The 25,482-nt window shown below is 37.4% G+C and carries 20 protein-coding genes; 17 read left to right on the top strand and 3 right to left on the bottom strand.

Features of this window, described 5'->3' with window-relative positions; translation table 11 throughout:
- Positions 1–56: 56 nt before the first annotated feature.
- Complete coding sequence (gene sdhD / locus AC2SLL_RS04285; protein ID WP_486530451.1) at positions 57–431, bottom strand: succinate dehydrogenase, hydrophobic membrane anchor protein; 375 nt, start codon at positions 429–431, stop codon at positions 57–59.
- Positions 431–808, bottom strand: coding sequence for a succinate dehydrogenase, cytochrome b556 subunit (sdhC, locus tag AC2SLL_RS04290; RefSeq protein WP_486530452.1), 378 nt, complete (start codon positions 806–808; stop codon positions 431–433). The genes sdhD and sdhC overlap by 1 nt, the downstream gene beginning before the upstream one ends.
- A gap of 1,072 nt (positions 809–1,880) precedes the next feature.
- On the opposite strand from sdhC, the gene gltA reads away from it, so the two are divergent.
- A complete protein-coding gene (gltA, locus tag AC2SLL_RS04295; RefSeq protein WP_486530453.1) occupies positions 1,881–3,161 on the top strand; it encodes a citrate synthase in 1,281 nt (426 codons plus the stop codon).
- 504 nt (positions 3,162–3,665) lie between these two features.
- On the opposite strand, the gene AC2SLL_RS04300 is transcribed toward gltA, so the two are convergent.
- Positions 3,666–4,166, bottom strand: a complete 501-nt coding sequence (locus AC2SLL_RS04300) for a type IV secretion protein Rhs (protein WP_486530454.1) — start codon at positions 4,164–4,166, stop codon at positions 3,666–3,668.
- A 135-nt stretch (positions 4,167–4,301) separates the two neighbouring features.
- Between AC2SLL_RS04300 and AC2SLL_RS04305 the strand changes: the two genes are divergently transcribed.
- From AC2SLL_RS04305 to AC2SLL_RS04380, 16 genes are all read left to right on the top strand, one after another.
- On the top strand, positions 4,302–5,645 hold the full coding sequence (locus AC2SLL_RS04305; RefSeq protein ID WP_486530455.1) for a replication-associated recombination protein A: 1,344 nt from the start codon (positions 4,302–4,304) through the stop codon (positions 5,643–5,645).
- A gap of 176 nt (positions 5,646–5,821) precedes the next feature.
- On the top strand, positions 5,822–6,937 hold the full coding sequence (gene ribBA / locus AC2SLL_RS04310) for a bifunctional 3,4-dihydroxy-2-butanone-4-phosphate synthase/GTP cyclohydrolase II (protein ID WP_486530456.1): 1,116 nt from the start codon (positions 5,822–5,824) through the stop codon (positions 6,935–6,937).
- Between the two features lie 82 nt (positions 6,938–7,019).
- Positions 7,020–8,051 carry an alpha/beta fold hydrolase gene (locus AC2SLL_RS04315; protein ID WP_486530457.1) on the top strand — a complete coding sequence of 344 codons (1,032 nt, stop codon included), beginning with the start codon at positions 7,020–7,022 and terminating at the stop codon, positions 8,049–8,051.
- A gap of 208 nt (positions 8,052–8,259) precedes the next feature.
- Positions 8,260–10,473 (top strand): ATP-dependent helicase, encoded by a 2,214-nt coding sequence (locus AC2SLL_RS04320; protein ID WP_486530458.1) that lies wholly within the window; start codon positions 8,260–8,262, stop codon positions 10,471–10,473.
- A 352-nt stretch (positions 10,474–10,825) separates the two neighbouring features.
- Positions 10,826–11,983 carry a polysaccharide biosynthesis/export family protein gene (locus AC2SLL_RS04325; RefSeq protein WP_486530459.1) on the top strand — a complete coding sequence of 386 codons (1,158 nt, stop codon included), beginning with the start codon at positions 10,826–10,828 and terminating at the stop codon, positions 11,981–11,983.
- A gap of 52 nt (positions 11,984–12,035) precedes the next feature.
- Positions 12,036–12,467 carry a low molecular weight protein-tyrosine-phosphatase gene (locus AC2SLL_RS04330; RefSeq protein ID WP_486530460.1) on the top strand — a complete coding sequence of 144 codons (432 nt, stop codon included), beginning with the start codon at positions 12,036–12,038 and terminating at the stop codon, positions 12,465–12,467.
- A gap of 62 nt (positions 12,468–12,529) precedes the next feature.
- A complete protein-coding gene (locus AC2SLL_RS04335) occupies positions 12,530–14,782 on the top strand; it encodes a polysaccharide biosynthesis tyrosine autokinase (protein ID WP_486530461.1) in 2,253 nt (750 codons plus the stop codon).
- A gap of 24 nt (positions 14,783–14,806) precedes the next feature.
- On the top strand, positions 14,807–16,840 hold the full coding sequence (locus tag AC2SLL_RS04340) for a polysaccharide biosynthesis protein (RefSeq protein WP_486530462.1): 2,034 nt from the start codon (positions 14,807–14,809) through the stop codon (positions 16,838–16,840).
- Between the two features lie 71 nt (positions 16,841–16,911).
- Positions 16,912–18,201, top strand: coding sequence for a Vi polysaccharide biosynthesis UDP-N-acetylglucosamine C-6 dehydrogenase TviB (tviB, locus tag AC2SLL_RS04345; RefSeq protein WP_486530463.1), 1,290 nt, complete (start codon positions 16,912–16,914; stop codon positions 18,199–18,201).
- A gap of 28 nt (positions 18,202–18,229) precedes the next feature.
- Entirely contained in the window at positions 18,230–19,261 is a 1,032-nt protein-coding gene (locus AC2SLL_RS04350; RefSeq protein WP_486530464.1) for an NAD-dependent epimerase/dehydratase family protein, read from the top strand.
- A gap of 29 nt (positions 19,262–19,290) precedes the next feature.
- A complete protein-coding gene (locus AC2SLL_RS04355) occupies positions 19,291–20,241 on the top strand; it encodes a Gfo/Idh/MocA family protein (RefSeq protein ID WP_486530465.1) in 951 nt (316 codons plus the stop codon).
- A 22-nt stretch (positions 20,242–20,263) separates the two neighbouring features.
- Positions 20,264–20,845, top strand: a complete 582-nt coding sequence (locus AC2SLL_RS04360; RefSeq protein ID WP_486530466.1) for an acyltransferase — start codon at positions 20,264–20,266, stop codon at positions 20,843–20,845.
- Positions 20,846–20,847: 2 nt separating this feature from the next.
- Positions 20,848–21,942: a DegT/DnrJ/EryC1/StrS family aminotransferase gene (locus tag AC2SLL_RS04365; protein ID WP_486530467.1), complete on the top strand. Its 1,095-nt coding sequence runs from the start codon at positions 20,848–20,850 to the stop codon at positions 21,940–21,942.
- Positions 21,943–21,972: 30 nt separating this feature from the next.
- Positions 21,973–23,211, top strand: coding sequence for a lipopolysaccharide biosynthesis protein (locus AC2SLL_RS04370; RefSeq protein WP_486530468.1), 1,239 nt, complete (start codon positions 21,973–21,975; stop codon positions 23,209–23,211).
- Positions 23,212–23,313: 102 nt separating this feature from the next.
- Positions 23,314–24,396: a hypothetical protein gene (locus AC2SLL_RS04375; RefSeq protein WP_486530469.1), complete on the top strand. Its 1,083-nt coding sequence runs from the start codon at positions 23,314–23,316 to the stop codon at positions 24,394–24,396.
- Positions 24,389–25,474 carry a glycosyltransferase gene (locus AC2SLL_RS04380; RefSeq protein ID WP_486530470.1) on the top strand — a complete coding sequence of 362 codons (1,086 nt, stop codon included), beginning with the start codon at positions 24,389–24,391 and terminating at the stop codon, positions 25,472–25,474. Before AC2SLL_RS04375 ends, AC2SLL_RS04380 begins: the two co-directional genes overlap by 8 nt.
- Positions 25,475–25,482: the final 8 nt, after the last annotated feature.

Consider the following 25,482-nt stretch of genomic DNA (forward strand, 5'->3'; position numbering starts at 1 on the left):
TATAAGTAATATCTTTGAAGTTATTCCAATAGCATACTCTTTTTAGGCGTTAGAGATTAGACTCTAAAACCTAAGCTAAAGAAAATCATAAATCCCCAGAAGAGAAATATTAAAATTGCCGTAATAATCAGGGTTTGTAACACAATACGCATCCCTGTAGATTTAACATAATCCGTTAGTACAATCCACATACCAACCCATGCATGGGCAACCAATGCAAGAATCGCTAACATACTAAGAAGGCGCATTGGCAAGCTCATCATAAAGCTAACCCAATCATTATAGCTAACGTTACCATGTGTTAAGAAAAAACCAACTAACACAATAGCGTACACTGCTAAAATAACAGCACTAATACGTTGCATAATCCAATCGCGAGAACCTGAACCCGTAAGGCCGGTTGCACTTTTAATCCCAGAATCATTTCTCATTAGAACATCACCCATATAAATGATAGCACTATCAATATAGCGGCAATTACAAAACTAATTATTGCAGCAGTTCTTCCAGAGTTGAGCTCTTCGTTCAATCCTATGTCTGCAAATAAATGCTTCACACCCATCACGAAATGGAAGGCAGTGGCGGCAACAAAAATCCACGCAACAAAGCGCAGGAGTACGTTGTCAAAAACAGCTTCAAACTGTTGTGGAGATGCTAAAGAAGATTGCAATATCCATAGCATAACTGGAATCAATAAAAACAAAATGATCCCAGAGGCACGATGCATTATCGAAGCTCTTGCTATTGGTGATTTGTTGACGCTAATCACTTGACTTAAAGGCAAATCAATCGGTCGGTTGCTTTTCACAGCGGCGTCCTTTTGCAGTTGACACTCGTGCTTTTTTGAATAACGCGGTAACTCTCTGATAGGCGTTCAAAATTTAACGTCATAAGTAGTCCTACGTATTACAAATACACGAGACGGATAAATTAAGGAGTTGCTAACTAACTATTATCAAGTTTCAAAACCCCAGAAGCTTTCGACAACCAGAAGCTTTAGACAGATAGTTAATTAATTCAATAGAATTAGGATATATAGATTCGATGCTATAGCTTACGCTGAACTCAATAATAAAATAGAGTAACCATAATATTGAGTAAATAGCGCTGGCGACTTGCTACATCTCCCTAAGATGGTTTTTTATCGGGTTTAGGTCTATAGAAGTATTTTCTCTCAAATAGATCTAGATGATAATAACGGTTCAACATCTAAGGTGTATTTTAATGCAAGCCAGCATCCACTTATATTGATTATAAAGTTTGTTGCTACCAATTACAAATGAAATACTTAAAATTAGTACACCGTTAAGACTTTGCAATTTCTGTTAAATTTTGAGTGCCAACTTTTTTCTGTTATCAGCTCATAACTCATCAACCTTTATTTAATTAAATTGCAACAATATATGTCAAAGAAAAATATCGATTGCATCAGACCGCTTATAGATCAAGTGGTAATGTCAAATTGATACCACTTAAAAATAGTGATGAAGATTGACTGATGGGTAGGTATTGCGTTATAAATGCTATGATGACTTGTTATATTACGAATCGTTTTATATATAAACAAAAGTTTACTGAGTTTATCTAAAAAAAGGGTATTAAAGCGCTTAAATATAATTGCTAATTATAGTAAAGAGCTATATTTATTACTTTTAATATTAAATTTAATTATTTATTTAAGAATTTCTACCCATTTAATTATATAGATATATTAATCTATCTGTAGATTAGGATAATAATATCTTTAAAACTGAAGCTCCTTATTAATTAATTCTATAATTATGTCTTATTAATTATGAGGGGTAATATATCTCAACCTGTTAAGTATTTAACTTAAATCACAGGTTTTACCCTGTTTTATCAACTACTAAGAGGACTTTATGGCTAACGATAAAGCTTATTTAAAAGTAAATGGAGAAGAATACGAACTTCCCATGTTGGAAGGTACTTTAGGACGTCCGGTACTTGATGTGGCAGCCTTTCAAACTGCTGGGTACTGGACTTATGATCCTGGCTTTAAAGTTACGGCACCAGTTGAATCAAAAATTACATTCATTAATGGCGAAAAAGGTGAATTATTACACCGTGGCTACCCTATCGACCAGTTAGCCGATAATGCTGAGTATTTAGAAGTTTGCTATGCTTTATTACATGGCGATTTACCAAATGCTGAACAAAAAGCTGACTTCTATGAAAAGGTACGTTCTCATACAGGAGTTCATGAGCAACTACGCAAATTCTTTGATGGATTCCGCCGTGATGCACATCCAATGGCTGTTATGGTTGGTGTAGTAGGTGCTCTATCTGCCTTCTATCATGACAACTTAGACGTTACTGATGAAAAACAGCGTGATATTACTGCCATTCGCCTAATCGCTAAAATGCCAACGCTTGCTGCAATGAGTTATAAGTACACGAAGGGTGAACCTTTTATGTACCCACGTAATGACTTTAGCTATGCAGAAAACTTTTTATATATGATGTTTGCTACGCCAGCTGATATAGATTACAAAGTGGATCCTATTATTGCTAAAGCAATGGACAAAATTTTCACACTGCATGCAGATCATGAGCAAAATGCCTCTACCTCTACTGTACGTTTGACTGCTTCTACTGGTGCTAATCCTTATGCGTGTATCGCAGCAGGTATCGTTGCACTTTGGGGCCCATCACATGGTGGTGCTAATGAAGCAGTACTACAGATGCTTGATGAAATCGGTTCAGTTGAAAACGTTGATGACTTCATGGAAAAAGTGAAACGCAAAGAAGTGAAGCTTATGGGCTTTGGTCATCGCGTTTATAAAAACTTTGACCCACGCGCTAAAGTTATGAAAGAAACTTGCGATGAAGTTTTAGGTGCTCTAGGTATCTCAGATCCTAAACTTGAGCTGGCTATGAAGCTTGAAAAGATAGCACTAGAAGACGAATACTTTGTAAAACGTAACCTGTATCCTAACGTTGACTTCTACTCTGGCATTATCTTAAAAGCAATTGGTATCCCAACTTCAATGTTTACGGTTATCTTTGCCCTAGCACGTACATCTGGTTGGATCAGCCATTTACTAGAAATGCACAGTGCACCATTTAAAATTGGTCGCCCTCGTCAATTATACACCGGCGAAACCAAGCGTGACTTTGTAAAAATTGAAGACCGTAAATAATTAGCCCCCTCCTAACACTAATTACAGACTCGTAGAAGACACCGCCAATTTAAGTAATTGGCGGTGTCTTTGTTGTTTAGGTGTCTTTATTCTCTGCTAGTTATAGCCAAAGAAGTCTAAAATGGTTACAAGGCAACCGAGTGCAAGTACTACTAGAGTAGGCTTAACGAGGTTAACACTGTAACCGTTTAGTAGTTCGCTGACTATAATTAGATGGATTGGCTATTGAATAACTCCCGTGTATTTCTTGAACCGTTACTGCATAACTTGCACAATACTTTCTCACTTACACCATTTTACACATTAAAGACAAAACGCAGCTTTAAGCATTATTAGTAGATTCAATTAACTCTCTGTACTTAATATACTTAATATACTTAATTAGCTTAGTAAGCCTTCTGGGATGTTTAATCAAAGCTAGCTTTTATCCCCCTGCTCTACAATTACCTACTTTTTTAAGATATTGATGGTAAGCAGGTAGACTTACCCATATTACAGAGTTGATTATTTTGTACTATCTGACACTTCTAAAAATGGAATGCATGCCTGCCACGGCCGACAGTCACGTCCAAGCTCTCTCTGTATAAAGTAATCTTGTACCATACGTGCCTGTTGTTCAATGCCATATTTAAAAAAAGACTTACCTTCAGTCAATACGTAGCGATAACGGCGATTTATGATGGCACCTCGCACTACTTTTAAACCTTGTTGAAGTTGCCACACATGAGTCAGCTCATGTATTAACCAACTTCGTTTACCTAACGATTCATGAGTAAAGTCTTCAGACCAATCCTGCTTATTAAAATACACATTTCCGTTAGGGCTAATAGCATATCCTTTTAGCACCCAACGTGCTGTTTTGATTTTGACATTAGTCAAATCCAATGCATTGCCAAATACTGACTTAACCATTATGGCTTCAGCCGATGTCAACGCTCTTGACTTGCTTGCTCCACATATAGCATTTAGCATGTTATTAACTTTTGAGAATGTTTTTATTGTCATGCCTGTATCTCTTATTAAACCAATTCGCTAAATATACGAATAAACACCTCATGTTAGCAATTTTTATCTTATGATTACGTTATATTTCATGGTTATACCCTTGCAATTGTGTGCAATTTAAGCTGTAATCCTCTCATGTCTAATGTAAATTCAACCAAACCTCTGCACTCTGATACACCACTTGCTCAACGTCTCAGACCAAAATCGCTTAATGAGGTGATCGGTCAAACACATCTATTGGCAGAAGGTGCTCCTATCCGCCGTTTTGTCGAGCATGGTCACCTGCCCTCATTAATATTGCATGGTGAAGCTGGTATAGGAAAAACAACCATTGCTATGCTACTTGCCGATGCCGTTGGACGACCCTTTTATCCTCTGTCTGCTATAAACACTGGCGTGAAACAGCTTCGAGAAATTTTGGATGCGGGTACATCTAAGCGACCCTCAAGTAAAGGACAATCAAGCCAATCAGGTTTAGAGTTTGCTGCACCTGTGGTATTTATTGATGAGATTCATCGCTTTAACAAGTCCCAACAAGATGCTTTGCTAGGCGCTGTTGAGTCTGGCGATATTACTCTAATTGGCGCAACCACTGAAAACCCTTCTTTTAGCGTTAATAATGCCTTACTCTCTCGCTGTCAAGTGTATCGTCTACAGCCGCTTAATGACTCGCAAATCCATGCTTTACTTGAACGAGCGGTTATTGAAGATACCATTTTATCTAAAATTGATATAGAGCTTAGCGCTACGCCCGAAATTGCAAAGTTGGCACAAGGGGATGCACGTAAAGCACTGAACCTACTTGAGATGGCCGTTCAGGCATCCAACCATCAACAGCAACCCATCATTATTGATAATAAACTGATCGCTAGTGTTGCGCAAACGGCGCTACAGCGCTATGACAAAAATGGGGATCAACATTACGACATTATATCGGCAATGATTAAATCGGTTAGAGGTTCTGACCCAGATGCCGCATTATACTGGATGGCTCGCATGCTTGTATCAGGTGAACCTCCCGAGTTTATTGCCCGTCGTTTAGTCATTCTCGCCAGTGAAGATATTGGGAATGCCAATCCAAACGCTCTATTGTTAGCAGATGCCGCTTTACGTAGCGTGAAGTTGATTGGTATGCCTGAAGCAAGAATTATTCTAGGTCAAGTGGTTGTTTATTTAGCGACTTCTGCTAAAAGTAATAGTACTTACAAGGCGATTAACTCAGCCATGCAACTCGCTCAAAAAGACCAATCGCCTGTGCCGTTACACCTACGTAATGGCGTAACCGATCTTATGAAATCGCAAGGCTACGGGCACAATTATATCTATCCCCATGATTATCCTAACCACTTTATGCCGCAGCAATACCTACCTGACAGCTTGGTTGGCACACAGTTTTACGACTATGCAGATAACCAACGGGAACAACACAGTAAACAGTTCATAGCGTGGCTAAAATCGCAAGCCGCAGCGAATGAATAGGGTGTATATTTAGCATTGAATTAATATAAAAACTCTCAGTCAGACCTTAAAGTAAAACTAAGCATTCATGGCACTTACCCTGTGTAAGGGTTACAATAGTGATATTTTATCAACGCTGATTATAAACACTCACTCTTAACGATTGACTTTATTACCTATATTTATTTGAGATTCTTATGGCATTAGATAACATCACTGACATCATCGACGATATTCGTGCAGGAAAAATGGTTATTCTTATGGATGACGAAGATCGCGAAAATGAAGGCGACCTCATTATTGCTGCCACGCATGTACGTCCAGAAGACATTAACTTTATGATTACTCATGCGCGCGGATTGGTGTGTCTGACTTTAAGTGAAGCACGCTGTAAACAATTAGAGCTACCACTGATGAGTGATCGAAATGGTGCAAAATTCAGCACAAATTTCACAGTTTCAATTGAAGCGGCTGAAGGAGTTACTACAGGTATTTCAGCTGCCGATAGAGCGCGTACTGTTCATGCCGCTGTTGCCTCATCTGCAAAACCTGATGACATCGTTCAACCTGGACATATTTTTCCTATCATGGCTCAAAACGGTGGGGTTTTGCACCGTGCCGGGCATACGGAAGCAGGCTGTGATTTGGCCCGTCTTGCTGGACTTGAGCCTGCAGCTGTTATTGTGGAAATCATTAATCCTGATGGCACCATGGCTCGTCGCGATGATTTAGAAGTGTTTGCCGCTGAACATAATTTAAAAATTGGCACGATTGCCGACCTTATTAACTATCGCATTTCTAATGAGCAAACTGTCGAAGAGATAAGTCAACGTCAGTTTGAAACAGACTTTGGCACTTTCATGCTGCACCAATTCCAAGAAATTGGCAGTAAACAGACTCACATCGCCCTTGTTAAAGGAAACCTTGTCGAAGGCGTGAGCACGGTACGTGTGCATGGCTTTCACCCATTGCGAGATTTATTTTCTGCTAAAAATGATGAAACGGGTCGTAGCGGTTGGAGTGTACAAAACTCACTTAAAGAGATTAGCAAAGCAGAGCGTGGAGTGTTGGTCTGGATAGGAAATAACGATCCTGTTGATTTAGGCGACGTACTTGAACGATCTAGCAAAAATCAGTCAGTCTCTGCATTGTCCAATCGACCCTACCTTAGCATAGGCGTTGGCGCTCAAATTTTACGTCATCTCGGGGTTCGTGATATGCGCTTACTCTCTAGTCCTCTTAAATTTAATGCGCTTTCTGGGTTTGAGCTTAATGTTGTTGAATGTATAGAGTTTCCTGATCAAGAGGCCTAGCCGAATGTCTATTTAAGATGAATGCGCTTCATTACAATTACCTATAAGCTTAATTAACTATAAGACCTTAACCACCTATAAGATGCAGCCTTTAAATATTGTTGAAAAATTAACGCCTAACCTATTGCAGTCATTAAAGACTCGGCTGCAATATGTTAAATGTATTGATGGGTTTGAGCTACCTGTTACTATTATTGGTCAAGGTCAGCCAGTGTTACTTTTACATGCCTTTGGCATGGATGCCCGTCAATTTATACCTTTTATATTGCCTTTGGCTAAAAATTTCTGCTTCTATCTACCGCATTTTCGCGGCTTTGGTTTATCAGCCAACACTCCAACGACTCAATTTGATTTTATTGAGCAATATGCTGATGATGTTGAACAGCTTCTCACTTATATCTGTATCAATCACAAAACGGATGCGGTTGATGTCGCCGCAATCTCGATGGGGGCTTTGGTTATGTGGGCGTACTTTAATCGTCAACAATCAACCTCTTCCTCTCTCGGTCAAATGACCAAACCAATTAACAAGGTAAGGCGTTATCTGAATATCGATCAATCTCCTATTGTTCATAACCAACCTGATTGGCAAGGTGGCGTTTTTGGTACTAAACAAGATGACGTATTTGCTCAATTCAAAGAGGTTATGGCGGTCGCACTTCCTTATTTTAATTCTCAAAATGCGCCTCAATTTACCCATCTCCCCTACTCAGTTAAACGAAAAATTACAGAAATGGAGCGCGCCTTTTCGTTGATGTCAGTTGGACGTAAACATTCACAGTGGCTTGTGAATGCCACAAGTTATAAGCCTGCACGCAAGTTGGCATTTTACCAGCACAGCACTTGGCAACAAAAACTACGAGGCGTTCAGGCCTACATAGACCTACCTTACGATTACAGGTCCGCACTACCCAATCTTAAGACACCTATTACGATGCTAATTGGCGGACAATCGCAGTTATACGATCCCAAATGGCAATATAAAATATGTAATATGTTACCCAATGCACAAGCGATTGAAATATCTAATTCTGGACACGCCATTCCTATGGATGCGCCTCTTGCATTTATCCAAGAGTTGAAGTCGTTTTTGCATGACTATAACTATGCTTGACTATAGCGAATAGCTAGAAAGTAGCGAATAGTTAGAAAGTATTGAACCCAACGTTTGATATACTCCTACTTCCTTACCTCGTCAACAGTGCTATAAGTCACTTTATTTAAATCAATCCCCTTTTTAATCTTATTATTAGCCTAGATATGCTATTAATACTACCGTGACCGCCTATAAAAATATAAATGCAGAAAGGAGTGAGCCTATCATGTCGACGGATACATTATTTACAACAGATGACTACAACTACCCGTTATTAACTCAAGACGTCAGAGATAAGATTTCACACCTACGTCACTCGATTAAAAAACTAGAAGGCAACTTAGTTACCCCCAATGCGGATAGCAAAGCGCTTAATGAAAAGTTAACCCATAAGTTTAAAATTGACTACATTAGTGAATTAAACCCCAGTCAACTTTTAGCAACCACAACTATTTCAGGAAAGGCTTTGGTCATTGCGGGTGCGGGCTCAGGTAAAACCAAAACTTTGACTTATCGCACCAGTTATCTTATCGAAAATGGCGTATCCGCGAGTAGTATTCTTCTCCTTACTTTTACACGAAAAGCGGCCAATGAAATTAAAAACCGTGCTCAAAAACTGTTGGCAGATACCTATACCTATAGCAAAAATAGCACCAACACCAGTGGCAACACTATAAGTACGAATGATAACCTCGTCGATATGAGTCATTTCAGTCAATTAACCAGTGGCACTTTCCATTCATTTTGTAATATGCTGTTGCGTCGCTACTCAGGATTACTAGGTATTAACCCTAAATTTACAATTTTAGACACTGCTGACAGTGAAGATGCTATTGATCTAATTTGTAAAGAGAATAACTATGCCGCGAAAAATGCAAAGCAGGCATTTCCGCGTAAAAAGACATTACAAACTATCATTTCAACGTCAAGAAATCGCCGAATTCTTATTCGTCATTTAGTTGAAAATGACTACCCTGATATTGCCATCCATATTCCAGTTATTGAAAAGCTTGCCGAGGAATTTCATAAATACAAGCGTGCCCACCACCTTTACGATTTTGATGACATTATCAGCCAAGTAGTCACTCACTTAAAAAGCAATAAATCCTTCAAAAAAGCGGTGCAGGATACCTATCGTCATGTCATGGTGGATGAATATCAAGATACCAACATTCCTCAAAAACAGCTAATTGATTTAATCTGTAAGACTGATACTCCTTATAAAGACAGCTCATTAATGGTTGTAGGCGACGATAATCAAAGCATTTATGCCTTTCGAGGGGCCAACTACAAAAACATACTGCTATTTGGCGACACTTATCCCGATGCCAAGTTAATAAAACTTGAGCAAAATTATCGAAGTACGCCTGCCGTACTTGACTATATCAATGCGCTGTCAGAACAAATTACCTTAGGTTATCAAAAGAAGCTTTTTTCAGATCTACCAATTGCCGGCCACAAGCCAGTATTTTGCCGACAAAGTAACGAAGCAGCAGAAGCTAAGTTTATAGCCGACACTCTCATTGAGCTAAAACCCGAACTCGACTATAACGACTTTGCCGTGCTTTGCCGTACCTCTTTTCAGTCCAACCACATTCAGCTTGAGTTTATGGAAAGAGGTATTCCTTTTATCGTTGTCGGAGGTATTAAATTTATTGAAAAACGTCATATTAAAGACGTATTGGCTTTTGTAAAAATACTGTACAATCCAAATGACACCATTTCATGGCACCGTATCTTAACTATATTTAAAGGTGTTGGTCTAGTGACCGCAACGAGATTAACAAACGCTATTAATGCTAGTAATAACTCTCTTGAACCACTACTTGATCCTACATTCAATAAAAAAAATGAGCAATTGAGTGACTTGTATCACATCCTTACCAAAGCCAGTCAATCCGAAACAGTTTTAGTAACCATCGAACAAATTATTGACTTTTACGTTCCTATTTTAAAAACCTTAGAAGAGAATTGGCGTGAACGTGCTGAGGATTTCCGTGTGTTAAAGAATCTTGCCGCAGAGCACGTCAGTATGGATAACTTTTTAGAGCACTTAGCACTCGATCCACCTAATGATTCTGTAGCAACGCTGGATAAACCGGCGTTAGAAAACGAAGATTCGGTTACCATATCCACCATTCACAGCGCTAAAGGTCTTGAATGGTCTGTGGTATTTCTAAATGCGTTAGTCGATGGCCTAATGCCTCATTATCGCTCGTCAGATGACTTTGAGGCAATGGAGGAGGAGCGTAAGTTATTTTATGTGGCATGTAGCCGTGCGAAATTTCGATTGTACCTCACTGCCCCAGACTACTTTGCAAGCTATTCTGGATACTTTGATAAGGTATCGCGATTTGTTGCTGAAGTGCCCGCAGATAAAGTGATTTACAGGGAGACGAAAAAAAGCGTTACGCCAGAAAATAAACCACAATGGTGGTAGCCTATTTAGGTTATCAAACAATTCAGAAGCCCCTAAAAACCGTTTGTCGGAAAATAAACTTATGCCATCTGTTTTTAAGCAGAGTTGGCATGCCGTGTCATATTCTAATGACCAATTAAAACTTATACTCGAAATATATCAATAAGTTTACCTATTTATGTTTAACCCTTTCAATTGCTTAATTTCTGCATACTTATTAAAGGATCAGACTTTCATTCAATTATACAAATATACTTCTTAAATTTGTTAGACAACCTAAATGTTAGCAAGAGAACACGTTATAAAAGGTAAACAGTCTTTTGAATTTTTGAGTATAGCTCCAAATCGTTAACAATAATAATAGAGAGCTAACATGAGCTTAATAATAAAACAGCCTCCATTCATAACTAAAATCAGTTGCATCTTAGTTATTGGTCTATCGTCAGGATGCGCAAGTATAAACTCTGGCTTAGACTCCGGCGACTTACCACCTTATGGTGCTTTTGTTGCTGATAATGGTATGCAATTTAATGTACAACCGCTCACTGCAACTAACTTACCAAGTGTTGACTCTATAAGTGGCACATACAGCAGCTCTCAAGCGACCTATAATTCAGAAGGTCACGCAAGCCGTTCGCAAGTGCAAGATTTGTTAAGAACATCGAAATCTTTCAATTATAGTATCAGTCCAGGGGATGTGCTAGATATTAAGCTCCTTAGCTACCCTGAAATAATGTCAAACTCTTATCCTAACTCTAATAATCCTTATGCTTCTGGATATCCAGTTGACCAACAGGGCTATATTCAGTTTCCACTAATTGGACGTATCAAAGCAAGTGGGCTTAGCGTCTCTCAGTTTACTACTAATTTACGTACGAGATTACAACGCTATCTAAAGTATCCTGATCCGCAAGTTAAAATCTTAAATTACCGCGGTAATAAGTTTTTTATTGATGGTGAGGTAAAAAACCCGGGCGAATTTAGCATTGCAGACACCCCTGTCTCCCTTTATAGCGCAATATCTTTAGCGGGCGGGGCAAACCCATCTGGAGATGCCAATAATATTGAGCTTATTCGACAAGGTGTCCGATATAAGTTAGGGCTGCGAGACCTTCAAAAGATGGGCGTGTCTGCCAGTCAAATTTATTTGCAAGATGGCGACTCTATTCACATTAATAACAAAGACCGTAATAAAGTATATGTACTTGGCGAGTTTGGTAACGTTGAACCTCTAGAAATACCTGATCAAGGCATTAGCCTAGCTCAAGTAATTGGCGAAGCAAAGGGATTGGACTCTCGTACAGCTAACGCGGCAAAAGTTTATGTGGTCCGTGATCACGGAAGGTCTGCTTACACCGATATCTACTACGTTGATTTACAGCAAGTGACCAATTTGGCGCTCGCAAATCGATTCGAGATGCAGTCTAATGATATCGTTTATGTTGACCCAACCGGTTTAACCCGTTGGTCACGATTTATTAGTTCGATATTACCTTCGGCCTCAACCATTTCCATTTTGTCAGGTTTATAACCACTTTATCTGATTTCTTACGTATTTAAAAAGGTGACAGGTTACTATTGCCATGGCTTTGAATAACATTTTAGTAGTTTGCGTGGGCAATATCTGTCGTAGTCCAATGGCAAAAGCGATACTGCAATCACGGTATCCAAACAAAAAAATAGATTCAGCTGGAATTTCAGCAGTTATTGGCCATCCAGCTGACCCAAATGCCATTAAATTAATGGCAGATAGCAGTATTGATATTACCGATCATATCGCTAAACAGATTAATGAAGACATGGTTTTAAATTCAGATTTGATTTTAACAATGACAGACAGTCAAACCAAATGGATTGTGTCCAAATGGCCTTATTGCCGTGGTAAAACTTTCAGATTGGGGGTATGGCGTGACAAGGATATTGCAGACCCATATAGACGTGGAGAAAGCGCTTTTGAAAAAGCCTATCATGATATCACTGAAAGTTTAGCAGACTGGCAGGATAGACTTAATTAATCCTTAATCTCAAATATTTTGAGCATTTAATTATTTTGACCATTTAATATTAGTGATAATTTATGAGTATCAACGAATCAAAGCCGACTAATACGTCAAAAAACACATCCAATCACAATGAAGACAACAAAGAAGTTGATCTTCTATTGCTACTTTCGTTCATCATACGTGGCTGGAAAACCGTCCTTATTTGTGCATTGTTAGGCTTACTGTTGGGTATTATTTATAGCCGTTATGTGCAGCCGACTTATCAAACTGATGCCTTGGTACAAATTGATGAGAAGTCAAAGGGCATTACAGGTCTGGGGGCTAATATTTCAGACTTAGTCGGTGAAGATGTTAGCCCAGCACAAACGGAGCGTGAGTTAATTAACTCTAGAATGGTTCTACAACCGGTTGTTGATGCTTTGCAATTAGATATTTCCCTTAGCGACCCAAATATAGGGTTTATCGATCGCATACAAAGTGGTAGTGTGCCCACCCAAATTAATACTGAAAATAACGTTACCCTTGACACCGTTAGTGGCCCAGTCAGTGTGAGCGCTTTTGAAGTTCCTCAAGCCTATATTGGTAAAGAGTTTCAATTAACTTCTACAGAAACGGGTTTTCAATTAAGCCATGGCACTGATAAATTTAACGGACAAATCGGCAAGCCAACAACGTTTAGTACTAAAAATGGCGAGATACATATTCATGTGCAGTCTTTACCCACTAACCCATATCCAATCAATATATCTAAACAGTCTGTTAAAGCAGTAACGGATGCTCTCAATAGTGCTTTATCAGTTTCAGAGCGTGGTAATCAAACGGGCATTATTCAGTTAACACTCACTGGGCCTAATCAAGACCAAGTAACCAACATACTTGAACATATTGTTACCTCATATGTCAACAAAAACCAAGATCGAGGCTCACAACAGACCACGACAACTATTGAGTTCATGGAAAGTCAAATACCTGAGCTTAGAAAAACGCTTGAAGAATCAGAGGCAGCCTTTAATGAGTTCCGTGAAAAATATGGCACGATTGACGTCTCCAAAGAAGCTGAATTATTGCTTACAGAAAACTCGCGTATTGACACCCAACTCAATCAACTTAACTTGAAAAAAGCCGAGTTAGAGACTTTTTACACCTCTGAACACCCCCTTGTTACTCAGATTAAAGAGCAGCTTGATGTGCTGAACCAACGAAAACAAGAAATTCAAAAAACCACAGCTCAATTACCTGAAATTCAGCGCCAATTTATGCAACTCTCTGAAGACATGGGGATAAATCGTGAAATATATCTCACTATGCTCAAAAACTACGAGCAGCTAAAGATTGCACGAGCTGGCGAGATTGGTTATGTGAGTGTTATCGATAGGCCTATTAGTACCTTTCAACCCATTGCGCCAAAAAAACAGCAGATTTGGATTTTAGCATTATTGATAGGCACGATTTTAGGAAATGCTATTGTATTACTTAAAAACTTAATGCGCAACACAGTTAATGATCCAGAAATTATTGAGGCTAAAACCGGTGTACCGGTCATTGCCACAATCCCCCGCTCTAAGGCAACTCAACGCCTAGGAAAACATAAAAAAGGGGGAGATCGTTTGCTGGCGATGGTTGACCATAATAGCTTGAGTTATGAGGGTATCAAAAGCCTTAGAACTTATCTAATGTATGGTATGCCCAATGCTAATCCAGCGGGGAAACCAACTTCTAATACCCCACAAGGCCAAGTGATCTTAATTAGTGGTGAAAGTCCTGATATTGGAAAATCTTTTATAACCGCAAACCTAACAGAAACATTCTCGCAATTGGACAAGAAAATCTTGCTCATTGATGGTGATATGCGCTTAGGAGAACTGCATAAAACGTTTAGCGTATCTGAAAATACTGGGTTATCTGATTACCTATTAGCCGATAACGCTCAGCCCAAAGGTTACATACAGAAGACGAGTTTTGAGAATATCGACTTCATGCCGCGTGGTAGCCACCCGCACAACCCTTCATCTCTACTGTCTACTGATCGTCTTGAAGTCCTCATGTTACAGCTGGTTTCAATGTACGATTATATTATTATAGACTCTCCGCCTGTGTTGGCTGCAACTGATGCCATTATTATTGCACAGTATGCTGATAAAGTGCTTATGGTCACAAGATATGGTCAGTCTATACAAGGACAGTTAGCGTATGCTATTAAACAGATGAATAAAGGCAATATAACTGTTGATGGTATTGTTCTCAATGACATGACAAAAAGCCTGATGGATAAATACAGCTACCATTACTCATACGCTTACACACCCAATAACGCTACTAAAAAATAGCTTTTAAACATAAGTAACGTAGATATGACGACTCAGCATAAAGCAAAGCAAACAATGACACACGAAAATAAGAGTACTCAGCATTCGGCTGGCGCTTTTAGTGTGACTAATAGTGCAGGTATCTCATTACATAACATAAACCATTTGGTTGGATGGTTTTTAGCGTTACCGCGTAATGTTAAGCAAGCCATCTTAATTATCTCAGATTATATAGCATCGATATTCTGCTTATTTATAGCATTATCACTTCGGTATGATAGCTTCGCCTTTCATATCAGCCCTATAAAATTAGCGGCCTATGCATTAATTCCTATTATTGGCCTGTACGCTATTCGTTTCTATAAAGGGGTATCACGCGTATTCTTTGATACGGATATGCGTCGGGTGTTAATGCTTTTTGTTGGTTTATTAATTGTATTTGCTTTTACTAATATTGCAGGTTGGTCAAAAGATATACCTCGTTCTGTACCTTTGATTCACTTATTTTTATTGCTTATTTGGGTATGGTCTAGTCGTTTGACACTGTATGTATTGTTAACAAAATCACAAGGTAAAAGCCTAAAGAATAGTGGTAATAGCGATCATCTTGATAATGTGATTATCTATGGCGCTGGTTCATCGGGTAAAGAATTATTTGAAGCGCTGCAAGTTTCAAACCGTTATAACGTTGTGGCTTTTGTCGATGATGACTCAAGGTTGACAGGTGGACGTATATTAGGTAAGCAAATCTACCTTGCATCCGATTTAAAGGCATTGGTAAAAGACCTTAAAGTGTCACAAGTATTTCTGGCAATGCCCTCTATACCCCGAGCGAGAAGACGCGAGATTATTGATGGTTTGACCGATATTTCTATAAAGATTAAAGAGCTGCCAAGCTTGCAAGAAATTGCAGAGGGAAAAGTTACTGTCAGCACTATGCGACGTGTCGACATACTAGATGTACTTGACCGCCAAACCGTAGAACCTGACACTCAGTTATTGCATCAAGACATAAAAGATAAAAGTGTGGTGGTAACTGGTGCTGGCGGCTCTATTGGCAGTGAGCTTTGTCGGCAAATCTTGAAGAATCAGCCACGCTGTTTGGTGCTTTATGAACTATCTGAATACGCTCTATATTCTATTCATCAAGAGTTAATGGTGCAACAAAAAGATATACCATTAGCCGAGCAAATACAAATTGTCGCTCTGATTGGTAATGTTACCAACGAAGATAAGTTAAGAGATGTCTTTGACACATATCACGTTGATACTGTTTATCATGCCGCAGCTTACAAACACGTACCTATCGTTGAGCATAACCCTTTTGAAGGAGCTATAAATAATACAAAAGGGACTTATCATTGTGTAAAAGCCGCTATTGAGGCACATGTTGCTACGTTTGTGCTTATCTCTACTGATAAAGCTGTACGCCCTACTAATATTATGGGGGCATCAAAACGCTTGGCTGAACTGGTATGCCAAGGGTTTAGTAACGAGTTGTTGAAAAATAGCGATTCTCAGAAGTCCCCTACTCGTATCAGCATGGTGCGATTTGGCAATGTATTAGGGTCATCAGGTTCGGTAGTGCCATTATTTACCCGTCAAATCGAACAAGGTGGACCAATAACTGTTACACACTCTGATGTGACTCGCTACTTTATGACCATACCCGAAGCCGCTAATTTAGTCATTCAAGCGGGTGCTATGGCGAAAGGTGGCGAGGTTTTCGTATTGGATATGGGTAAACCAGTAAAAATTGTGGACTTAGCCCGTCGTATGATTCACTTGAGCGGATTTAATGTAAAAGAGGATAGTAATCCTGAAGGAGATATCGAGATTGTATTCACGGGTCTACGTCCTGGCGAAAAGTTATATGAAGAGCTTATCATTGGTGAGGACAATGTAGAGACTACTCATCATCCTCTAATCATGCAGGCTATTGAGCACAGCTTTCCACTTAGTAGTATTGAGAATACTATTAACGAATTTGCCATAAGAGCACAAAAACACGATATAGAGTGGCTTAAACAGCAATTTAAACATTACGTAGAAGGCTATCAAGAAAACACGACTACTTAAGAGTGGCAATACCATAATAAAAATTGAATCACAATTAACTCCATAATCATTATTAGTAAAGGATAATTTTAATGAACACTTTAAGCATTGATAACCTCCGGATTGCAGTAATTGGACTAGGCTATGTTGGCCTTCCCTTGGCTGTGGAGTTTGGTAAAAAGCTACCAGTAACTGGCTTCGATATTAATGATGTACGTATTAAAGAATTGAACTCCGGTACAGATCATACATTAGAAGTAAGTGATGCTGAACTCGCAGACTCAAAACAGTTGAAATTTAGCTCTAATATCAACGACTTAAAAGATTGTAACTTTTTTATTGTTACGGTACCAACGCCTATAGATGCCCATAAACAACCAGATTTAACCCCTCTTGTTAAAGCTTCTACAGCAATTGGCAGTGTGTTAAGCAAAGGTGATATTGTCGTATATGAATCTACAGTATATCCAGGAGCTACTGAGGAGGTCTGCATACCAGAGTTAGAACGCTCATCAAAGCTTAAATTTAACCAAGATTTTTATGCAGGATACAGTCCAGAGCGCATTAACCCAGGTGATAAAGAGCACCGTGTAACAAATATTTTAAAGGTCACTGCGGGTTCGACCCCAGAAGTAGCAGACTTTATAGATGACGTTTATAACTTAATTATCAAAGCGGGAACACATAAAGCAGAATCAATAAAGGTTGCTGAGGCCGCTAAAGTCATTGAAAACACTCAGCGCGATGTAAATATTGCATTGATTAACGAGTTAGCAGTTATATTTAATAAAATGGGTATCGATACAGAAGCTGTATTAACAGCAGCGGGAACCAAATGGAATTTTTTACCCTTCCGCCCTGGTCTAGTTGGTGGACATTGTATCGGGGTTGACCCTTACTATTTAACTCATAAAGCACAAGCCATTGGTTACAACCCAGAAATTATTTTAGCAGGAAGACGTCTTAATGACAGTATGGGTGAATACGTCGTTACCCAGCTTATAAAAATAATGCTAAAAAGACGCATTCATGTCGATGGCGCTAAAGTTTTAATTATGGGGCTTAGCTTTAAAGAAAACTGCCCTGATGTGCGTAATACCAAGGTAATTGATATCGTGCATGAACTACAAGAATATAATATTCAAGTAGATGTTGTGGACCCGTGGGTAGACCCAAGTGAGGCTGAACATGAATATGGAATTAAGCCAATAAATGACATCTCTATGCTATCCAACGATTACGACGGAATTATCATGGCAGTGGCCCACCAAGAGTTTAAAGAAATGGGAGTTGATAAAGTAAGATCGTTAGGCAAATCTGAGCATGTCCTTTATGATCTGAAATATGTATTTGATAAAGACCACAGTGATCTTCGCCTTTAACTAAGTTAATAACCTTGGAATATATATCATGACACAATTTGATAATACCAAAAAAACACTAATGGAACATCCAAAAACTTGGTTAGTAACCGGGGTTGCAGGGTTTATTGGCTCAAACTTATTAGAGACACTGTTAAAGCTGAATCAGACTGTGGTTGGTTTAGATAACTTTGCAACAGGGTATCAAAAAAATTTAGACGAAGTTCAAAATCTGGTATCTCATGAACAATGGCAACGCTTTAGATTTATTGAAGGCGATATCAGAGACTTCAAGACCTGTACAAACGCTTGCTCTGGGGTCGATTATGTATTGCATCAAGCCGCACTAGGTTCTGTACCTCGCTCAATTAAAGATCCGATAACCACCAATGATGTTAATATTTCCGGTTTCTTAAATATGCTTACCGCTGCTCGAGATGCGGAGGTTGAAAGTTTTACATACGCGGCAAGTAGCTCGACTTATGGAGACCATCCTGGATTACCGAAAGTAGAAGAGACCATTGGTAAGCCACTGTCTCCTTATGCCGTCACTAAGTATGTCAACGAGCTATATGCCAATGTATTTGCAACTGTCTACGGTTTTAACAGCATAGGGCTACGTTATTTTAATGTTTTTGGTAAGCGTCAAGATCCTGGCGGTGCCTATGCTGCTGTTATCCCTAAATGGACCGCTGCAATGATTATCGGTGATCCTGTCTATGTAAACGGTGATGGCGAAACTAGCCGAGACTTTTGCTATATAGATAATACCGTGCAAATGAATATTTTAGCAGCCACGACTCAGAATGCGGATGCCAAAAATCAAATCTATAACGTAGCCGTAGGCGATAGAACGACGCTTAACGAGCTATTCAATGCCATTAAATCTGCACTGGATGATAATGCAATTACTTATAAAGATGAACCAGTCTATCGCGACTTTAGAGAAGGCGACGTTAGGCATAGTCAAGCAGACATTAGTAAAGCCATAAACATGCTTGGATATAGGCCAATATTCAATATTAATAAAGGTATAGATGAAGCAATTGCTTGGTTTGTTAAGCATAAACACGTTCTTTAAATTAATTTAAAAATAAGAGGTATACATCAATGAAAAATTTTGCGCTAATTGGGGCCTCGGGATATATTGCACCCCGCCACATGAAAGCTATAAACAATACTCATAATAACCTTATTGCAGCTTATGACCCTAACGACTCTGTAGGGATAATTGATAGTTATTTCCCAGAGGCTCATTTTTTTACGGAGTTTGAGAGATTTGATAGGCATATTGATAAGTTAAGCAGGCATCCGAACAATCAAAAGATTGATTACATGTCTATATGTTCACCAAACTATTTACATGATTCGCACATGCGATTTGCTTTAAGAAATGGAGCAGATGCCATTTGTGAAAAGCCATTAGTACTTAATCCTTGGAACATCGATGGTTTAGTAGATATTGAAAAAAGTACAGGACATAAAATCAACACTATATTACAGTTAAGACTTCACCCTTCTATTATAGATTTAAAACAGAGGGTTCAAAGCAAAAGTATTTCTAAAAAATATGAAGTAGATTTAACATATATAACAGCTCGAGGACGTTGGTATTTACAATCATGGAAAGGAGATTCAAAAAAGTCTGGTGGTATAGCTACTAATATTGGGGTTCATTTCTTTGACATGTTGCATTTCATCTTTGGTAAGTTACAAGATAATATTGTTCATTTCTCTTCTGAAACTACTGCTGGTGGATATTTGGAGTATGAAAATGCTCGTGTCCGTTGGTTCCTGTCAATAGATGTTAAAGATATACCTGAAGAGATTCTTTCTACGGGGCAAAGAACTTTTCGTTCTATCACTGTAGATGGTAAAGAAATCGAGTTTTCAGGAGGATTTACTGATTTACACGATCGCAGTTATAAAGAAATTCTTAAAGGTAATGGTTTTGGCCTAGAAGAAAATAGAACCGCTATAAATACGGTTGCTCATATTCGGGATGCAAAAAGTATTGGATTAAAAGGTGAGTACCACCCCTTTTTAAAAAATAAAATCTAAAATAAATATACAAGGTATAAAAATGAGTAATTTCTATCGACATCCTACTGCAATTATTGATGACGGTGCTTCAATTGGTGAAGAAAGTAAGGTTTGGCACTTTGTGCATATATGTGCTGGTGCTGTCATCGGTAAAAAATGCTCTATGGGTCAAAATGTTTTTATAGGTAATAAAGTTATCATTGGTAATGACTGTAAAATACAAAATAATGTTTCTATCTATGACAACGTTACTCTTGAAGATGGTGTTTTTTGTGGACCCAGCATGGTATTCACCAATGTTTATAACCCGCGCTCATTTGTAGATAGAAAGTCAGAATATATGAGCACATTTGTTAAAAAAGGAGCAACCTTAGGAGCTAATTGTACAATAGTATGTGGAATAACTATTGGTGAGTTTGCATTTATCGGCGCTGGCTCTTTAGTCAATAAAGATGTGCCTGATTATGCTCTACTAGTTGGTGTACCGGCTAAACAAATTGGATGGATGAGCGAATTTGGCGAACGTTTAAACCTACCAGTTAAAGGTAATGGAGAAGCCATTTGTACCCATACAGGTACTAAATATATTCTTAATGATAGTAAGTTGACTAAGGAGATATAGACATGAAATTTATTGACTTAGCTGCTCAACAGGAACGCATAGGCGATAAAATCCAAGCTAATATCCAAAAAGTGTTAACACATGGCCAATATATATTAGGCCCTGAAGTAGATGAGCTTGAAGAAAAGCTATGCGAGTATAATGGGGCCAAATATTGTATTACTTGTGCTAATGGTACAGATGCTTTGCAAATTTCTTTAATGGCATTGGGTGTAGGGCCCGGAGACGAAGTAATAACCCCTGGATTTACCTATATTGCTACAGCTGAAACAGTTGCCTTATTAGGTGCAACCCCTATATATGTAGATATTGATGCAAAGACCTATAACATAGACGCCACGCTTTTAGAAGCTGCTATTACCTCTCGTACTAAAGCAATTATTCCAGTTAGCTTATACGGTCAATGTGCAGATTTTGACGCTATCAATGCCATAGCAGATAAACATAATTTACCTGTTATTGAGGATGGTGCTCAAAGTTTTGGAGCAACTTATAAAGGTAAAAAATCTTGTAATTTAACAACTATAGGTTGCACAAGCTTTTTTCCTAGCAAACCTTTAGGTTGCTATGGGGATGGGGGTGCTATATTTACTAATAACGAAGACTTAGCAACTATTATTCGGCAAATTGCACGTCATGGGCAAGATCGAAGATATCATCACATACGTATTGGTGTGAATAGTCGTCTAGATACACTACAGGCTGCTATTTTATTACCAAAATTAGAAATCCTTGATGATGAAATAAAAGCGAAACAAAAACTTTCTAGCACCTATACAGAACAATTAAATAATTTCGGTATTACCACAACGCCACTAATTAGACCCTATAATGAAAGTGCCTGGGCGCAATATACAATACAAACTGAAAATCGTGATGTTTTGCAATCGGAATTGAAAAAGCAAAACATCCCCACTGCAGTGCACTACCCTATCCCTCTTAATAAACAACCCGCTGTTTCTGATAGTTCTAGTAAATTGCCAGTTGGTAATTTGGTTTCAAAAAAAGTCGTTAGTTTGCCGATGCATCCCTATTTGAGTGAGGAAGATCTGTGTACTATAGTTAATCAAATAAAAAGTTTAACTCCGGAACTTTAAAACTTATGATAAAGAAAGAATGATTCAAATATGAATATATTTTGGCAAAGAGTATTAACTGTAGCCTCTGGAACAGGAATAGCTCAACTAATACTATTAGCAGTTTTACCTATCTTAACTAGAGAAATAAATAAAGAGATTATGGGTGGTTACTTCTATGGTATTAGTGTTGCTACTATTTTTGTAGTAATAGGAAATCTTAGACTAGATATGGCTATCTTTATTGAAGATTCCATTAAAGGCAGTTTGGAGGTGTTAAGAACATCAATACTTGTTGCAGTTTTAACCAGTTTAATTTTTGCACTTATTACTATAATACTAAATTATTTTGAAGTCTTAGAGTATAGTATTTATTTTTGGCTGTCAGTATCTATTATACTATTTGCATTAAGCTTTAACTCTGTATTGCAATCCATTTATATACAGAATACTGAATATAAGAAACTAAGTCTTAATAAAATATTTCAAGCACTATTAATAAGTGTTGGTTTACTACTATGTGCTAAAGTCTCGCCTTCTGGAGAAAATCTTTTAGCATTCCATGCCCTAGGTTTGATCTCCTCATGTGCTTTATTAATACTACTTTTACCTACTTTAAAGGAATCCAAGTTATTTCATGTAAATTTGGAAAAGTCTAAAGAAGTTCTTATTAAGCATAAGAACTTCCCACTAATTTCAATGCCCGCAGGTTTAATAAACAGCTTAGCTATACAGTTGCCAATTATTATTATAGGTTTTAAGTTTGGGACAAGTGCAGTAGCTATTTATGCGTTAATGTCTAGAGTAATGCTAGCCCCCATATCTTTAATCGGAGGCTCCATACTTTCTGTTTTTAAAGAAAAAGCAGCTACCGAATTTAGACTTACAGGACAATGCACTAAAAGTTATGTAGAGACTTTTAAATCTTTGTTTTCAATTTCAATAATACCTTTAATAGTCGCTATATTATTTATAGAACAAATTTTTATTTTTATTTTTGGTGCGAATTGGGCTGATTCAGGGGCCTTAGCGCAAATAATGCTTCCAATGTTTTTTTTAAAATTCATTTCAAGTCCATTAAGCTATACTTTTTTTATTAGCAATGGTCAGAAGTATGATTTAATCTGGCAAATTTCACTCTTAACTTTTACCTTGATTTCTTTTTTAACCACTGATGATATTTTCTCTGCTGTTAAGCTATACTCAATCATATATTCATTTCACTATATCGTGTATTTAGCTATGTCTTATACCCTTTCAAAAGCTAAAACAGCTAGGACTATTAATTAATATGTGGATACACTAATGCAGTTAAAAAACCTCCAAATTTACATCTTTACTGTATTTGTATTCTTCTCTTTTCAACCATTTTTTGTGTGGGAAAGATCATGGATGTTTACCTTAGTCTCAGCGGCATTTGTTGCGACATGCTTATTTACTAAGCCGAAAACAAGTTTAGATGTAAGAGTGCTTTTTTATATTATTTTTGTAGCAATGTTTTTTACCTATTTAATGATGCCTTTCAGACAGTATGACTTTTTTAGTCTTAAACATATTTTATATATGTCAATGCTTATACTAGGAGTTCTATGGCTGAATAAAGATTTAATAAGAGTATGGAATAACGTCAAATATATTATATTTATAATTACCTTGCTAAGCATCATATCTATTATATTATTTTACTTAAAAGCGCCATTCCCAGATTATCAAATACCACAAGAAACACGTTTAAAATCTACAGATGTATACAAAATATACTATGGAATGGCATATTTAAATACCCAGCTATACAATATTAGCGGCATTAATATCATTAGAAATATTGGTTGGTTTGGTGAGCCTGGCCATTTTGGTTTATACCTGTGTATCCTTTTAGCTGCAGAGAAAGAACCTTTCAAAGGTAAAATAAATAAAACGTTAGTCCTTGGTATCATTTCTACTTTTTCAGCGGCCGCATATTTCATATTTCTATTAATTCTATTAATAAAGTCAAACAAAACCAATTTCTTGATTAGGACAATTTTTCTTTCTCCGATAATTATCCTGTTATTTTTTAATGAAAGTTTTTTAAAAATACTTAACTTTATGACCTCAAAATTCCAAGGTGATGACTTATTGGATGAAAGGTCTCAACTAGATATGTCTGCTTTCAATCTTGATAATTTTGACATTATATTTGGTTTAGGCAATAAAGTTCTTGAGCACTATAATATGTTTTCTTCCGATATTAGAGCATTCTTATTAAAGTATGGTTATTTATCAATTATCTTTTTCATAATAGGAATTACCCCTACTATTCTACAGATTTTAAAAACTAAGGAATTCAAAACACTTGGAGTTTTTTCATTCCTAATATTTGCCTTAGCTATTCATCGTTCATGGATGTTAGATACTTTCTACGTATGGTTCTTCATCTTAATAATATTACTCAAAAGTATATATATAAACCCAAGAGGTTCTTATAATGTGTAGCAGACCTAAGTATATTGTTTTGGTTTCTATGGATATAGGTGGCGCTGAAAAAAGATTTGTTGATATCTTCAAATCGTTATTGCACAAAGATAATAATATTTTTTTAGTTATTAGCGCCAAACTTTACAGCAAATTAGATTTTGAAAATGAAGATAACATTGTAATTATTGGTAAACCAAATGATAGTTTCCTAACTTTTATATCAAACTATTATGCATGGTTGAAAAACCTTAAAAATATTAAAGCAAATTTTCACTATCCGATGAATTGCCTGTTTTTTTTGCATTGGTTTAAGCCCCATAATATAACCATGTCTCTAACTAATTGCTATTATGCTCCATCTTTAAAAACTTTTAACCGTTCAAGAGTTCGTCAATTTATATCCCTTTTTTTTGTTTCAAAAGTCGACATCCTTAATCCTGATATTTTTAACAAAGTATCTAGTTACAAATTAATAAAAAGCTCTAAACTTTTTCTAACACCTAATGGTACCTATGTTTATCCGAAAGCTATTGAATTACAAACCAAGAAACCGCTATATGGCTATATCGGTAGATTAATTAATGGCAAAGGCGTAGAAAAGCTACTTGATATTATTCCTGACATATGGAATCTTATAAAGTTAGAAGTGACAGAAGACTTTAGTTTTTTTATTGCCGGCTATGGCCCCTTAGAAGATTCAGTCAAGTATAAAGTCAAACTATTAGAAGAGTTAGGTATACCAATTATATTTTATGGATACGTACCTGCTGAGCAAATACTTAGTAAAGCTAGACTGGTTTTTTCTCTTCAGGAAATAACAAATTATCCGTCACGAGTTGTCGCTGAGGCTATATTGAATGGTTGTAGTGTGTTAGTAAGTGATACTGGAGATTCTCGTAACTTTGGTAATTTCGAAAATGGTTTAGATTATATATCTCCTAACCTATCCGCATCAGAAATAGCAGAATTAATTATTGAGACCGAACATAACTATAACGATAACACTCAATTTAACTCTATAGTCAGTGAGGCTGGCTTACAAAGGTTTTCAAGCCCCAAAGTTATAGATTACTTCCATCGTATGCTTCAAAAATAGAGATATGA

The organism is Psychrobacter sp. CX97, assembly GCF_057396285.1.

Coding starts and splice junctions, on each gene's coding strand:
- sdhD (WP_486530451.1), bottom strand. CDS start 431: ATGAGAAATGATTCTGGGATTAAAAGTGCAACCGGCCTTACGGGTTCA.
- gltA (WP_486530453.1), top strand. CDS start 1,881: ATGGCTAACGATAAAGCTTATTTAAAAGTAAATGGAGAAGAATACGAA.
- AC2SLL_RS04300 (WP_486530454.1), bottom strand. CDS start 4,166: ATGACAATAAAAACATTCTCAAAAGTTAATAACATGCTAAATGCTATA.
- AC2SLL_RS04305 (WP_486530455.1), top strand. CDS start 4,302: ATGTCTAATGTAAATTCAACCAAACCTCTGCACTCTGATACACCACTT.
- ribBA (WP_486530456.1), top strand. CDS start 5,822: ATGGCATTAGATAACATCACTGACATCATCGACGATATTCGTGCAGGA.
- AC2SLL_RS04315 (WP_486530457.1), top strand. CDS start 7,020: ATGCAGCCTTTAAATATTGTTGAAAAATTAACGCCTAACCTATTGCAG.
- AC2SLL_RS04320 (WP_486530458.1), top strand. CDS start 8,260: ATGTCGACGGATACATTATTTACAACAGATGACTACAACTACCCGTTA.
- AC2SLL_RS04325 (WP_486530459.1), top strand. CDS start 10,826: ATGAGCTTAATAATAAAACAGCCTCCATTCATAACTAAAATCAGTTGC.
- AC2SLL_RS04330 (WP_486530460.1), top strand. CDS start 12,036: ATGGCTTTGAATAACATTTTAGTAGTTTGCGTGGGCAATATCTGTCGT.
- AC2SLL_RS04335 (WP_486530461.1), top strand. CDS start 12,530: ATGAGTATCAACGAATCAAAGCCGACTAATACGTCAAAAAACACATCC.
- AC2SLL_RS04340 (WP_486530462.1), top strand. CDS start 14,807: ATGACGACTCAGCATAAAGCAAAGCAAACAATGACACACGAAAATAAG.
- tviB (WP_486530463.1), top strand. CDS start 16,912: ATGAACACTTTAAGCATTGATAACCTCCGGATTGCAGTAATTGGACTA.
- AC2SLL_RS04350 (WP_486530464.1), top strand. CDS start 18,230: ATGACACAATTTGATAATACCAAAAAAACACTAATGGAACATCCAAAA.
- AC2SLL_RS04355 (WP_486530465.1), top strand. CDS start 19,291: ATGAAAAATTTTGCGCTAATTGGGGCCTCGGGATATATTGCACCCCGC.
- AC2SLL_RS04360 (WP_486530466.1), top strand. CDS start 20,264: ATGAGTAATTTCTATCGACATCCTACTGCAATTATTGATGACGGTGCT.
- AC2SLL_RS04365 (WP_486530467.1), top strand. CDS start 20,848: ATGAAATTTATTGACTTAGCTGCTCAACAGGAACGCATAGGCGATAAA.
- AC2SLL_RS04370 (WP_486530468.1), top strand. CDS start 21,973: ATGAATATATTTTGGCAAAGAGTATTAACTGTAGCCTCTGGAACAGGA.
- AC2SLL_RS04375 (WP_486530469.1), top strand. CDS start 23,314: ATGTTTACCTTAGTCTCAGCGGCATTTGTTGCGACATGCTTATTTACT.
- AC2SLL_RS04380 (WP_486530470.1), top strand. CDS start 24,389: ATGTGTAGCAGACCTAAGTATATTGTTTTGGTTTCTATGGATATAGGT.